Source organism: Novosphingobium pentaromativorans US6-1, assembly GCF_000767465.1.
Taxonomy (GTDB): domain Bacteria; phylum Pseudomonadota; class Alphaproteobacteria; order Sphingomonadales; family Sphingomonadaceae; genus Novosphingobium; species Novosphingobium pentaromativorans.
This window is the reverse complement of sequence record NZ_CP009291.1, coordinates 649,571-661,966: the sequence shown is the minus strand read 5'-3', so window position 1 is coordinate 661,966 and position 12,396 is coordinate 649,571. Positions and strand designations below refer to the sequence as shown.

Here is a 12,396-nt window from a genome sequence, read left to right as displayed (position 1 = left end):
ATGAAGAATATCGTTCTCAAAGCCGCCGCGGTCGCTTCGGTCCTCGCCATGACGGCGGCGCCCGCCATGGCCGACGACTGGCTCAACACCGTCAAGCGCTCCGTCGCTTCCAAGCAGACCTATCCGCGCACGGCGCAGATGCGCGGCGAGGAAGGCACGGCCAAGGTCAAGGTCTACGTCTCGTCCTCGGGCAAGGTCGAGCGTACCGAACTGGTGGCGACCTCGGGCTCGAGCGCGCTGGACCGCGAAGCCGAAGCCGTTTTCTCCCGCATGGGCAACCTGCCCGCGCCGCCGAGCGGAACCAGCTCGGTCGTCCTGCCGCTGACCTGGAAGCTGCTCTGATCCTGTCGACGAGATCCTGAAAAGGCATCGCCCCAAACGAGAAGGACCGGCCCTGCGGCCGGTCCTTTTTCATTTCGCGATAACTGTCGCCGGTCAGGTCAGACGAGGCGCGCCTGCTGCAGCGCCGCCGCGATGAAGCCCTTGAACAGCGGGTGCGGATCGAACGGCTTGGACTTGAGTTCCGGGTGGAACTGCACGCCCACGAACCACGGGTGGTCCGGACGCTCGACAATCTCCGGCAGCAAGCCGTCGGGGGACATGCCCGAGAAGATCAATCCGTCGCCTTCCAGCGCTTCGCGATACGAGCCGTTGACTTCGTAGCGGTGGCGGTGACGCTCGCTGATCGTCGTCGAACCGTAGATCGAGGCCACATGGCTGTTGGGCGAAAGCTCCGCCTGGTAGGCGCCCAGACGCATGGTGCCGCCAAGGTCGCCGCCGGCAGCGCGCTGCTCCAGGCCGTCCTTGCCCATCCATTCGGTAATGATGCCCACTACCGGCTCGCTCGTCGGGCCGAATTCGGTCGAGCTCGCCTGGGCGATGCCGGCCGAACGCGCGCCTTCGATGCAGGCCATCTGCATGCCGAGGCAAATGCCGAAGAACGGCACGCCGCGCTCGCGCGCAAAGCGCACCGAAGCGATCTTGCCCTCGGTACCGCGTTCGCCGAAGCCACCGGGCACGAGAATGCCGTGCATCGGCTCAAGCTCGGCCGCGATCTCGGCATCGTCCTTCTCGAACAGCTCGGCATCGATCCACTTGATGTTGACCTTGACCCGGTTGGCCATGCCGCCGTGAACGAGCGCTTCGTTGAGCGACTTGTAGGCATCGGGCAAGCCGACGTACTTGCCGACGACGCCGATGGTCACTTCGCCTTCGGGATGTTCGTAGCGGTCGGTCACCTCGTCCCAGCGCGCCATGTCGGGCGCCGGCGAAGTCAGTCCGAAATGGTGCAGGACTTCGGCATCGAGGCCTTCCCGGTGATACTGCAGCGGCACCGCGTAGATGTTCGGTGCGTCGAGCGCCGGGATAACGGCTTCGCGGCGCACGTTGCAGAACAGCGCGATCTTGCGGCGCTCGCTTTCGGGCAGTTCGCGGTCGCAGCGACACAGCAGGATGTCGGGCTGGATGCCAAGACCGGTCAATTCGCGCACGGAGTGCTGCGTCGGCTTGGTCTTCAGCTCGCCCGCCGCCGCGATGTAGGGCACCAGCGTGACGTGGACGAAGCAGCTCTGCTCACGGCCCATCTCGTTGCGCAGCTGGCGCATGGCCTCGACGAAGGGCAGGCCCTCGATGTCGCCGACGGTGCCGCCGATTTCGCACAGCACGAAATCGAGGTCGTCGGTATCGGACATCGCGAAGTTCTTGATCGCGTCGGTGACGTGCGGGATGACCTGCACGGTGGCACCGAGATAGTCGCCGCGGCGCTCCTTGGCGATGATGTCCTGATAGATGCGACCCGAGGTGATATTGTCGCTCTGACGGGCCGATACGCCGGTGAAGCGTTCGTAGTGGCCAAGGTCGAGGTCGGTCTCGGCCCCGTCGTCAGTCACGTAGACCTCACCGTGCTGGTACGGGCTCATCGTGCCCGGATCGACGTTGAGGTAAGGGTCGAACTTGCGGATGCGGACGCGGAAACCGCGTGCCTGCAGGAGAGCCGCGAGGCTCGCTGCCATGAGCCCCTTGCCGAGCGAGGAAACCACGCCGCCGGTGATAAAAATATGCCGCGCCATGGGAGTCGGGCCTTAAATTGCATGGAGGCCCATAGGCAAGCGCCCAGAGCCTGAATCCACAGGTCAATACTACATGAAATGCCGCCTGCCACTGCCAGACGGCATTTCGGTTACGGGAAATGCCTCGGAATTACTGCTTGGCAGCACCCGAAAGCGGATCGTCGGCCGGCGCCTGCTGCGCAGTGCCATCGCCCCGGGCCGGTGCCGCGGCGGGATTCGCCGCGCCGGCAAGAGGATCGGCCGGCTGTGCCGGAGCCGTCGGCGCAGCAGCGCCGCGTTCAAGCGAAGTGTCGATATCGCGGCCGGTGGTCACATCGACGGCAAGCGCTGCCAGGATGATGCTCAGGACCACGAAGAGAACGGCCAGAACCGAAGTCGCGCGGGTCAGGAAGTTGGCTGCGCCGCGCGCGGACATCAGGCCCGAGGGGCTGCCGCCACCGACGCCCAGACCGCCGCCTTCCGACTTCTGCATCAGGATCACACCGACAAGCGCCGCTGCAATGAGCGCCTGGAGGACGGTCAGGAAAAGGAACATCTCAGTCTCAGCCTTCTGGGGAGCATCAAGCCCGCATCACACGTCGCGCAGATAGGCGCAACGCCTTCGCGGCGCAACCCGTCAACGGGTTTTCGCAAGGCCCGGCCATCAATGCCGGGCCCTGCAGCACTTTATCGATCAGTCCGCGTCCAGCGAAGCGGCTGCGCCGACGATCGCGAGGAAGCTCTCGGCGGACAGGCTTGCCCCGCCGACGAGCGCGCCGCCCACTTCGGGCACGGCCAGCAGTTCCGCGGCATTGTCGGCCTTTACCGAGCCGCCATAGAGAATGCGCACGTCCGCACCGCCCTCGCCGTAAAGCGCGACGAGCTTTGCGCGGATCGCCTTGTGCATCGCGGCCACGTCCTCAACCGAAGGCACCCGGCCGGTGCCGATGGCCCAGACCGGTTCGTAAGCGACCGAGAGCTTTTCCGGTGCGCCGTCGACACGCGGACACGAACCCTCGAGCTGGGCGCCGACGACCGTTTCGGCCTCGCCGGCATCGCGCTGGGATTCGGTTTCACCCACGCACAGGATCACGCCGAGGCCCGCACCGAGCGCAGCCTCCGCCTTGGCCTTGACGTCAGCATCGCTTTCGCCGTGGAGCGTGCGGCGCTCCGAGTGGCCAACGATGGTGAAGTCCGCGCCTGCGTCCTTGAGCATCTGTGCCGAGATGTCGCCGGTGAAGGCGCCGCTCTCTTCGGCGTGGCAGTCCTGCCCGCCCACGCCGATGATGGCCGCTGCGTCGCGCGTGCGATAGATCAGCGTCGCCGGCGGCGCGACCGCGACCTGCACCTTGGGAAAGCGTGCCGCCGCCCGGTCAATCGCGCGCGCCTCGTTGAGCATCGCGCGCGTGCCGTTCATTTTCCAGTTACCGACGATGTAAGGCAGTCCAGCCATTTCCAACCCTTGATTTCATCAAGTGCGCAGCGCCGCCTTCGGTCCAGCCAAAGAATCGCCGCTCCGCTTGCGCCGCGCAGCTAGGACAGGCGGACCTCGGTTGTCAAAACTCATGCAGCCTTCGTTCAGGTAAAACTTTCCTGTGTGTCGCTCAAGCAATCACATACGAGTCGGCATTGCAGTAACGCGCAAGCGCCCCTAAAGCCTGCGGCCGTTTCCTGCGAAACCTTCGTTTTCGCTCAAGTCATCGCTGATCGGCACGGATCCATGCTCACTTTCTTCCGTTCAATGCTCAAATCCAAGATCGGTGCGGCTGTCGCGCTGATCATGCTCGTCGTCATCGCGCTCGCATTCGCCAGCGGCGATATCGCCGGCCTCAGTTCCTCGGCCGGCCTCGGCGGCGGAACGAAGGTCGCAACCGTGGGCAAGGAAAGTATCGACGCCCCGCAGTTGACGCAGTCGGCCCGCGCGGCGCTGGAGCGCGTGAAGCGCAATCAGCCCACCGCAACCATGAAACTGATGGTCGCAGAAGGCGGAGTCGAGCAGGTCCTCGACGATCTCATCGACCGCACAGCGCTCTTCGTCTTCGGCAAGCAGCAGGGCGTCGTTGCAGGCGATCGCCTGATCGACAGCGAGATCACGCAGATCCCCGGCTTCATGGGCGTTGACGGCAAGTTCAGCCAGGACACCTTCCGCCAGGCGCTCGCGCAGCAGGGCCTGACCGAGAAGGTCCTGCGCGAGGACATCGCCCAGGGCCTCGTCTCGCAGCAGCTGCTGGTTCCGGCGCAGTACGGCGCGGTTATGTCGAAGGATGCCGCCAGGCGCTATGCCTCGCTGCTTGGCGAGAGCCGCACCGGCACGATCGCAGCCTTCCCTTCCTCGGCCTTCATGCCCGAGAAGGACCCGACCGACATCGAGATCCAGGCCTTCTACAAGGACCACATCAACGAATTCATCCGGCCCGAGCGCCGCGTGATCCGTTACGCGACCTTCGGTGAAGACGCGATCAAGGCTCCCGCCGCGCCGACCGACAAGGAAATCGCCGCACGCTACGATGCCAACAAGGCACAGTACGCCGCGCAGGACAAGCGCCGTATCACCCAGCTGATCGTGCCGACCGAGGCCGCTGCCAAGGCGATCGTCGCCGAAGTGAACGGCGGCAAGTCGCTCGAAGCGGCGGCTAAGGAAAAGGGCCTGTCGGCAGCCAGGCTCGAATTCTTCAGCAAGACCGATCTGAGCGAGCAGTTCTCGCCGGCCGTCGCCGATGCCGTCTTCGCCGCCGATACCGGCAAGCTCGCCGTGCCGCAGAAGAGCCCGCTGGGCTGGCACGTCATCCGCGTCGAGGAAAAGCAGGAAAAGCCTGCCCGCACCCTTGCCGAAGTGAAGGACGAACTGGCCAAGCAGATCGAGCAGGAAAAGCGCCGCGCCGCCTTCACCGACGAACTCGCCAGCCTCGAGGACAAGTTCGCCGACGGGGCCAACCTGATCGAAGTCGCCAAGTCGCTCGGGATCGAGGTGCAGACCACCGCGCCCATCACCGCCGACGGCCAGGTCTATCTCAAGCCCGGCGAAAAGGCGCCCGACGTCATCGCCCCGGTGCTCAAGACCGCCTTCTCGATGGAGGAAGAGCAGCCGCAGGTCGCCGAAGTCGAACGCGGCAAGACCTTCATGATCTACGACGTCAGCGAGATCGACGCGTCCGCGCCGGCTCCGCTCAAGGAGATCAAGGACGACGTGAAGGTCGCCTGGTCGATGGACAAGGGCTCGCAGGCCGCCAAGGCCGCCGCGCTCAAGGTCCAGGCCGAGGTCAAGAAGGGCACCGCGCTCGAAAAGGCCATGGCGTCGGTCGGCAAGCGCCTGCCGCCGATCCAGCCCGTCACGATGTCGCGTCCCACGTTGACCGCCGCGATCCAGAACGGCCGCCAGGTCCCGGCACCGATCTCGCTCATGTTCCACATGGCCGAGAACACGGTGAAGGTGCAGGCCGCCCCGCAGGAACGCGGCTGGTTCGTGGTGGCCCTCAAGAAGATCGACCCTGCCAAGATCGATTCCGACGATCTGGTCGCCAATACCCAGAAGGAACTCGGCCAGCAGCTCGGCCAGGCCTATGCCGACGCACTCGGCAAGGCGATCCGCAAGGACGTGGGCGTCACCAAGAATGCCGCCGCGATCAAGGCCGTGCGCGACGAACTCGCCGGCACCGGTTCGGCCCAGTAAGCGCAGGCAGGAACGACGATGCAGCGCGAAGCGGATAGAGACACGGTCCGGCAGCAACTGGAGCAAGGGCGCCCCGCCCTGCTCTGGCGCAAGCTGGTCGCCGATACCGAGACGCCGGTCGCGGCGGCCCTGCGGCTGTTCGAGGACGGTCGCGGAGACTTCCTGCTGGAATCGGTGGAAGGCGGCGAAGTGCGCGGGCGCTACAGCCTGATCGGGCTCGATCCCGACCTCGTGTTCCGTGCCAGCGGCGCCAGCTGCGAGATCAACCGCAAGTGGAAGTCCGACAAGGACGCCTTCGCGGCTCTGCCCGGCGACAGCCTCTCCGAACTGCGCAACCTCGTCGAGACCTGCCGCATCGACGTGCCCGCCGAACTGCCCAAGGCGCTCGCCTGCCTCGTCGGCTATTTCGGCTACGAGACCATCGGCCTTGTCGAGAAGCTGCCGCGCGCGCCGCAAAGCAGCCTCGACGTGCCCGACATGCTGTTCGTGCGGCCTTCGCTGATCCTCGTGTTCGATCGCCTCGGCGACGAGCTGTTCTGCGTGGCGCCGGTCTGGCCCGACGCCGGTTCGCCGGATCGCGTGGTCGAAGCCGCCGCGGAGCGCATCGACGAGGCGCTGCGCCGCCTCTCGGTGCCCGCCACGCTCGCTCCGGCCCAGCCCGACCTGGCAATACCAGAGCCCACGCCGGTCATGGCGGCCGACGACTACAAGGCGATGGTGCTCAGGGCCAAGGAGTACATCCAGGCCGGCGACATCTTCCAGGTCGTGCTGGCCCAGCGCTTCACCTGCGAATTCCCGCTGCCGCCGCTTGCGCTCTACCGCGCGCTGCGCCGGGTGAACCCTTCGCCGTTCCTCTATTTCCTCGACCTGCCCGGCTTTGCGCTGGTCGGATCGAGCCCGGAAATCCTCGTGCGCGTGCGTGACGGCGAAGTCACGATCCGCCCGATCGCGGGCACCCGCCCGCGCGGCAAGACCCCGGCCGAGGACAAGGCCAACGAGGCGAGCCTGCTGGCCGATCCCAAGGAACGCGCCGAACACCTCATGCTGCTCGACCTGGGGCGCAACGACGTCGGCCGCGTGGCTGCGGCGGGCACCGTCGAAGTGACCGACAGCTACACGATCGAGCGCTACAGCCACGTGATGCACATCGTATCGAACGTGGTCGGCCGGCTCGACACCGCCAGGCACGATGCCATCGACGCAGTCTTCGCCGGCTTCCCGGCCGGCACCGTCTCGGGCGCGCCCAAGGTCCATGCCTGCGAGATCATCGCCGAACTCGAACCCGAAACGCGCGGGGCCTATGCTGGCGGGGTCGGCTATTTCGCGCCCGACGGTTCGGTCGATTCGTGCATCGTTTTGCGCACCGGCGTGCTCAAGGACGGCGTGCTCCACGTCCAGGCGGGCGCGGGCATCGTTGCCGACAGCGACCCGGCCTACGAACAGCGCGAATGCGAAGCCAAGTCCGGCGCCCTTTTCGCTGCCGCGCGCGAAGCGGTCCGTGTCGCAGGAGAGCCGGGCTTCGGGCAGTGACCCGTACGGCGCCCGCCCTGCTGCTGGCGCTGCTGCTCGCCGCCTGTTCTTCGGGCGATGCGAAGCAGGAAGCCGCGGCGCCGCCGCCGCCGCCGTGCGAGGCCGCCAGCTTCGAGGGCGCATCGCTCACCCATTGCACCGCAGAGCCGGGCCGCCACACCATCCACATGGTTCTGGGCCCCAAGGGTGGCGTGCCCTACCGCAGCCTTTCCCAGCTCGCGGTCGACCGGCCGGAAATGAGCCATGAAGTCGCCTTTGCGATGAACGGAGGCATGTTCGACGAGAAAGGGCAGCCGATCGGCTACTACGTCGAGGACGGGAATCGCCTGCACACGCTCAACCGCAACGAGGGCTACGGCAACTTCCACCTTCTGCCCAACGGCGTGTTCTATGGCGATACCGACGGCCACTGGGCCGTTCGCACCAGCGAGGACTTTGCCCAGAGCGTCTCGCACCGCCCGCAGTTTGGCACCCAGTCGGGGCCGATGCTGGTCATCGCCGGAAAGCTGCATCCCCGCATCGCGCCCGACGGCCAGTCGCTCAAGCTGCGCAATGGCGTGGGCGTCGACCGCGACGGAAACGCGCACTTCGTCATTTCCGACGAACCGATCTCCTTCGGCAGGCTCGCCCGCTATTTCCGCGACGCGCTGGACTGCCCCAATGCGCTGTTCCTCGACGGCAGCGTTTCTTCCCTGTGGGACCCGCACATGGGCCGCGTCGATGGCGGACCTCCGCTCGGCCCCTTGATCGTCGTCGAGAAAAGGGCAAAGGGCAAATCATGATCCTCGTCATCGACAACTACGACAGCTTCACCTGGAACCTCGTCCATTACCTGATGGAGCTGGGGGCAGAGGTCGAAGTCGTGCGCAATGATGCGCTCTCGGCCGGACAGGCGATTTCGAGCGGGGCGCAGGGCTTCCTCATCTCGCCGGGGCCATGCACCCCGAACGAGGCAGGCATCAGCCTCGACCTCGTCGGTGCGGCGGCCGATGCCGGAAAGCCGCTGCTCGGCGTGTGCCTGGGCCACCAGTCGATCGGCCAGTACTTCGGCGGCAGGGTCGTGCGCGGCGGGCTGATGCACGGCAAGACCTCGCCGGTGACGCATGACAATACCGGCGTGTTCGAGGGGCTGCCCTCACCCTTCACCGCGACGCGCTATCACTCGCTGATCGTCGAGGACATTCCCGAGACGCTGCTGGTCAACGCCCGCTCCGACGATGGCCACGTCATGGGCTTCCGCCACGCAAGCCTGCCGATCCACGGCGTGCAGTTCCACCCGGAAAGCATCGCCACCGAGCACGGGCACGACATGCTGGCGAACTTCCTGCGCCTGTGTGGCATCGAGACCAGGGCCGTCGCATGACGCTGCCCGATCCCAGCCATCCGATCGAGGAAGCCGAAGCTGAAGCCGCCTTCGCCGCGATCCTTGACGGCGACGTGCCCGAGGCGGACATCGCCGCGTTTCTCGTCGCACTTTCCGAGCGGGGCGAGAATGCCGGCGAGATCGCGGGCGCCGCACGCGCCATGCGGGCACGGATGATCCCCATCGTCGCCCCCGCCAATGCCATCGACGTATGCGGAACCGGCGGTGACGGTCATCACACACTCAACGTCTCGACTGCCGTATCGCTGGTCGTTGCCGCCTGCGGCGTGCCGGTCGCCAAGCACGGCAACCGCGCGGCCAGTTCCAAGGCGGGCGCCGCCGACACGCTCGAGGCGCTCGGTCTCAATCTCGACCGCGCCGTGGAAACCGCCGAGGCGACACTGGCCGACCTTGGCATCTGCTTCCTCTTCGCCGCCCGCCACCACCCGGCGCTTGGGCGGTTGATGCCGCTACGCAAGAAGCTGGGGCGCCGCACGATCTTCAACCTGATGGGCCCGCTTGCCAATCCGGCGCAGGTCCGCCGCCAGCTCGTGGGCATCGCCCGGCCCGCCTACGTGCCGATCTATGCCGAGGCGATCCTTCGCCTGGGCACCGAGCATTCGCTCGTCGTCTCCGGCGATGAAGGCCTCGACGAACTCAGCCTTGCAGGCGGCAACGAAGTTGCGGAAGTGACCGGCAGCGAACTGGCCATGCGCCGCGTTTCGCCCGCCGACGCGGGGCTGCCAGTCGCGCCGGTCGATGCCATTCGCGGCGGCGATCCGCAGTACAACGCCCAGGCCCTGCGCCGCCTGCTCATGGGCGAGGCGGGCGCCTATCGCGATGCCGTGCTGTTCAACGCGGCCGGTGCGCTTGTTGTCGCCGGTGAAGCAAAGACCTGGCGGGAAGGCGTCGAGGAAGCTGCCGAGGCCATCGACAAGGGCCTCGCCAATGCCCTGCTCAACTGCTGGATCGACGCGCTCAAGTAGCGCCGCTTCCCGCCCATACCGAACCGCATCAGGCACCGAAGGCCCGCCATGTCCAACAAGCTCACCGAGATCTGCGATACCAAGCGCGAGGAAGTCGCCGCCCGCAAGCCCCTTGCCTCGCTATCCGCGCTCGATGCGAAGGCTGCCGGCCAGAGCGCGCCGCGCGGCTTCGAGGCGGCGCTACGCCGCAAGGCCGAGAGCGGGTTCGCCCTCATCGCGGAAATCAAGAAGGCCAGCCCGTCGAAGGGCCTGATCCGCCCGGATTTCCGCCCGACCGAACATGCCGTCGCCTATGAAAAGGGCGGCGCGGCCTGCCTCTCGATCCTGACCGATGCACCTTACTTCCAGGGCCATGAGGACTATCTCGTCGCGGCGCGCGCCGCGGTCTCGCTGCCGGTCATCCGCAAGGACTTCATGGTCGATCCCTGGCAGGTCGCCGAAGCGCGTTCGATCGGGGCCGACGCCATCCTCATCATCGTTGCCGCGCTGGACGATACGCTGATGGCCGAGATCGAGGCGGCCGCGCTCGAACGCGGCATGGACTGCCTCGTCGAAGTCCACGACGAGCATGAAATGGAGCGCGCGGCCCGGCTCAAATCGCGCCTGATCGGCGTCAACAACCGCGACCTCAAGCGCTTCGTCACCGACATCGCCACGACCGAGCGGCTCGCCCCGCTCGCACCGGAAGGCACGCTGCTCGTCAGTGAAAGCGGCATCAACGGCCATGCCGACCTGCAGCGTCTCTCGCAGTGCGGCGCGCGCACCTTCCTCGTTGGCGAAAGCCTGATGCGTCATGACGATGTCGAGGCGGCAACGCGGGCGCTGCTCGAAGGATAAACTTCGGGCCGATGGCATTCGCGAAGCCCACCCTGTCCTACAGCCGGGAAATCTGCCATCCATGGGGCATGAGCGCGAATGTACCCGGCCCCGAAACCGCACGCTTACCGGTCCTGCGAGGCCGCTCCGCTGGCGCTTCTGGACTGTGTAAACCGTGTAAACCTCATCAGGATTTCAAGGTCTGAGATGAACAAGAGCCTCACGCACATCGATTCGGACGGGACGGCGCGCATGGTCGATGTCGGCGCCAAGGCAGAGACGCAGCGGCTCGCCATTGCCTCGGGGCGGATCACGATGTCGGCCGAGGCACTCGCGGCGATCCGCGCCGGGGATGCCCCCAAGGGCGACGTGCTGGGCACCGCGCGCATCGCCGGGATCATGGCGGGCAAGCGCACCGGGGACCTGATCCCGATGTGCCACCCGCTCGCCATCGATGCGATCAATGTCGATTTCAGCTTCGAGGACGAAGCCGTCAGGGCCACGGCGACGGCCTCGCTCACCGGCAAGACCGGCGTGGAAATGGAAGCCATCACGGCCGTTTCCGTGGCGCTGGTGACGATCTACGACATGGCCAAGGCGCTCGACAAGGGCATGGTCATCGGCGACATCCGCCTGATCGAGAAGCGCGGCGGCAAGTCCGGGACCTGGCGCGCGGAGGACCGGCACTGATGGCAGGTCCCGCGCCGATCCCGCTCGAAGATGCCCAGGCCCGCCTGCTTGCACTGGCCGAAGCACTAGCGGTCGAGCGCGTCGACGTCGAAAGCGCGCTGGGCCGCTTCCTGGCCGAACCGCTGCTGGCGCGGCGCACCCAGCCTTCCGCTCATCTCTCTGCGATGGACGGCTATGCAATGATCGAAGGCGACCTCACCGGGCCATGGCAGGTGATCGGTGAAAGCGCCGCAGGCCACCCCTTTACCGGCACGCTGCAAAAGGGCGAGGCCGTGCGGATCTCGACCGGCGCGATCATGCCCGCCGATGCCGGCGTCGTGATCCTGCAGGAAGACCTTGGGCGGGAAGGCGACCGCATTACTCTCAGCGGCGATCTGCCCGAACCGCCGCACAAGCACATCCGCCCTTGCGGGATGGATTTCACGGCGGGGCAAGAAGTGCTGGGCGAAGGAGTCCGCATCGGCCCTGCGCATATCGCGCTGGCCCTCTCCGCGGGTCATCGCCACCTGCCGGTGCGCCGCATGCCGAAAGTCGCGGTGATCGACAGCGGCGATGAACTGGCCGCCGATCCGGAGACCTGCCCTGCGCACCAGATCCCCGCGAGCAACGGCGCCATGCTGGTCTCGCTGGTCAGCGCCCTGCCGGTCGAGGCGCAGCGAATCGGGCCCGTGACCGACACGCTCGATGCGCTGATCGGCGCTTTCGACGAGGCCGCCGATTGCGACATGATCGTCACCAGCGGCGGAGCCTCGGTAGGCGATCACGATCTCGTGCGCCCGGCTCTCGAACGCTGGGGCGCAAGGCTCGACTTCTGGCGCGTCGCCATCAAGCCGGGCAAGCCGATCCTCGTTGCCACGCGCGAACGCAGCAGCGGCGGCACGCAGATCATCATCGGCCTGCCGGGCAATCCGGTTTCGAGCATGGTCACCGCCTATCTCTTCGTCCTGCCGATGCTGCGCGCAATGCTCGGAGCAAACCGTTCGCTGCCAATGCAGATCTCGACCGTTCTGGACGGATCTCTCAGAGCCATCGGCCACCGCCGCGAATTCCTGCGCGGCTACTGGAACGGCGAGAGCGTGGCGCCCATGACGCTGCAGGACAGCGGTGCACTCAGCGCCCTTGCGGCCAGCAATGTGCTGATCGATCGCCCCGCGCATGCACCGGCCGCCACGCCCGGAGACACGGTGCGGGTGTTCCTGCTCGAAAACGGCGGTATTGCTTGACGTTCCAGAATCTGTTGCTTAATTGTTCTCTCATTGTTCACAAGCAGAACAACGCTCGGGGACGCAGAGA

12 protein-coding genes are annotated in these 12,396 nt (G+C 66.4%); 9 read left to right on the top strand and 3 right to left on the bottom strand.

Annotation, left to right across the window (positions count from 1 at the left end; genetic code table 11):
• Positions 1–342 carry an energy transducer TonB gene (locus tag JI59_RS03025; RefSeq protein ID WP_007015137.1) on the top strand — a complete coding sequence of 114 codons (342 nt, stop codon included), beginning with the start codon at positions 1–3 and terminating at the stop codon, positions 340–342.
• 98 nt (positions 343–440) lie between these two features.
• Here the strand turns inward: JI59_RS03025 and JI59_RS03020 are convergent, their stop codons facing one another.
• The 3 genes from JI59_RS03020 to tpiA all read right to left on the bottom strand — a co-directional run bounded on the left by JI59_RS03020 (position 441) and on the right by tpiA (position 3,501).
• Positions 441–2,069: a CTP synthase gene (locus JI59_RS03020; RefSeq protein ID WP_007015136.1), complete on the bottom strand. Its 1,629-nt coding sequence runs from the start codon at positions 2,067–2,069 to the stop codon at positions 441–443.
• 130 nt (positions 2,070–2,199) lie between these two features.
• Positions 2,200–2,604 carry a preprotein translocase subunit SecG gene (gene secG / locus JI59_RS03015; protein WP_007015135.1) on the bottom strand — a complete coding sequence of 135 codons (405 nt, stop codon included), beginning with the start codon at positions 2,602–2,604 and terminating at the stop codon, positions 2,200–2,202.
• 138 nt (positions 2,605–2,742) lie between these two features.
• Complete coding sequence (tpiA, locus tag JI59_RS03010; protein WP_013833747.1) at positions 2,743–3,501, bottom strand: triose-phosphate isomerase; 759 nt, start codon at positions 3,499–3,501, stop codon at positions 2,743–2,745.
• A gap of 267 nt (positions 3,502–3,768) precedes the next feature.
• On the opposite strand from tpiA, the gene JI59_RS03005 reads away from it, so the two are divergent.
• The 8 genes from JI59_RS03005 (at position 3,769) to JI59_RS02970 (ending at position 12,326) form a co-directional block, all read left to right on the top strand.
• Positions 3,769–5,718: a SurA N-terminal domain-containing protein gene (locus tag JI59_RS03005; protein ID WP_007015133.1), complete on the top strand. Its 1,950-nt coding sequence runs from the start codon at positions 3,769–3,771 to the stop codon at positions 5,716–5,718.
• A gap of 18 nt (positions 5,719–5,736) precedes the next feature.
• On the top strand, positions 5,737–7,248 hold the full coding sequence (gene trpE / locus JI59_RS03000) for an anthranilate synthase component I (RefSeq protein ID WP_007015132.1): 1,512 nt from the start codon (positions 5,737–5,739) through the stop codon (positions 7,246–7,248).
• On the top strand, positions 7,245–8,030 hold the full coding sequence (locus JI59_RS02995) for a phosphodiester glycosidase family protein (protein WP_007015131.1): 786 nt from the start codon (positions 7,245–7,247) through the stop codon (positions 8,028–8,030). The genes trpE and JI59_RS02995 overlap by 4 nt, the downstream gene beginning before the upstream one ends.
• Positions 8,027–8,611 carry an anthranilate synthase component II gene (locus JI59_RS02990; protein WP_007015130.1) on the top strand — a complete coding sequence of 195 codons (585 nt, stop codon included), beginning with the start codon at positions 8,027–8,029 and terminating at the stop codon, positions 8,609–8,611. The genes JI59_RS02995 and JI59_RS02990 overlap by 4 nt, the downstream gene beginning before the upstream one ends.
• Positions 8,608–9,597, top strand: coding sequence for an anthranilate phosphoribosyltransferase (gene trpD / locus JI59_RS02985; RefSeq protein WP_007015129.1), 990 nt, complete (start codon positions 8,608–8,610; stop codon positions 9,595–9,597). Before JI59_RS02990 ends, trpD begins: the two co-directional genes overlap by 4 nt.
• Before the next feature lie 48 nt (positions 9,598–9,645).
• Positions 9,646–10,434 (top strand): indole-3-glycerol phosphate synthase TrpC, encoded by a 789-nt coding sequence (gene trpC / locus JI59_RS02980; protein WP_007015128.1) that lies wholly within the window; start codon positions 9,646–9,648, stop codon positions 10,432–10,434.
• A gap of 186 nt (positions 10,435–10,620) precedes the next feature.
• Positions 10,621–11,103 (top strand): cyclic pyranopterin monophosphate synthase MoaC, encoded by a 483-nt coding sequence (moaC, locus tag JI59_RS02975; RefSeq protein ID WP_007015127.1) that lies wholly within the window; start codon positions 10,621–10,623, stop codon positions 11,101–11,103.
• On the top strand, positions 11,103–12,326 hold the full coding sequence (locus tag JI59_RS02970; protein WP_007015126.1) for a molybdopterin molybdotransferase MoeA: 1,224 nt from the start codon (positions 11,103–11,105) through the stop codon (positions 12,324–12,326). The genes moaC and JI59_RS02970 overlap by 1 nt, the downstream gene beginning before the upstream one ends.
• The last annotated feature ends 70 nt before the right edge of the window (positions 12,327–12,396 follow it).

What these genes read in the sequence shown, in the direction of transcription:
- JI59_RS03025 (WP_007015137.1), top strand. Translation starts at nt 1, where the DNA reads ATGAAGAATATCGTTCTCAAAGCCGCCGCGGTCGCTTCGGTCCTCGCC.
- JI59_RS03020 (WP_007015136.1), bottom strand. Translation starts at nt 2,069, where the DNA reads ATGGCGCGGCATATTTTTATCACCGGCGGCGTGGTTTCCTCGCTCGGC.
- secG (WP_007015135.1), bottom strand. Translation starts at nt 2,604, where the DNA reads ATGTTCCTTTTCCTGACCGTCCTCCAGGCGCTCATTGCAGCGGCGCTT.
- tpiA (WP_013833747.1), bottom strand. Translation starts at nt 3,501, where the DNA reads ATGGCTGGACTGCCTTACATCGTCGGTAACTGGAAAATGAACGGCACG.
- JI59_RS03005 (WP_007015133.1), top strand. Translation starts at nt 3,769, where the DNA reads ATGCTCACTTTCTTCCGTTCAATGCTCAAATCCAAGATCGGTGCGGCT.
- trpE (WP_007015132.1), top strand. Translation starts at nt 5,737, where the DNA reads ATGCAGCGCGAAGCGGATAGAGACACGGTCCGGCAGCAACTGGAGCAA.
- JI59_RS02990 (WP_007015130.1), top strand. Translation starts at nt 8,027, where the DNA reads ATGATCCTCGTCATCGACAACTACGACAGCTTCACCTGGAACCTCGTC.
- trpD (WP_007015129.1), top strand. Translation starts at nt 8,608, where the DNA reads ATGACGCTGCCCGATCCCAGCCATCCGATCGAGGAAGCCGAAGCTGAA.
- trpC (WP_007015128.1), top strand. Translation starts at nt 9,646, where the DNA reads ATGTCCAACAAGCTCACCGAGATCTGCGATACCAAGCGCGAGGAAGTC.
- moaC (WP_007015127.1), top strand. Translation starts at nt 10,621, where the DNA reads ATGAACAAGAGCCTCACGCACATCGATTCGGACGGGACGGCGCGCATG.
- JI59_RS02970 (WP_007015126.1), top strand. Translation starts at nt 11,103, where the DNA reads ATGGCAGGTCCCGCGCCGATCCCGCTCGAAGATGCCCAGGCCCGCCTG.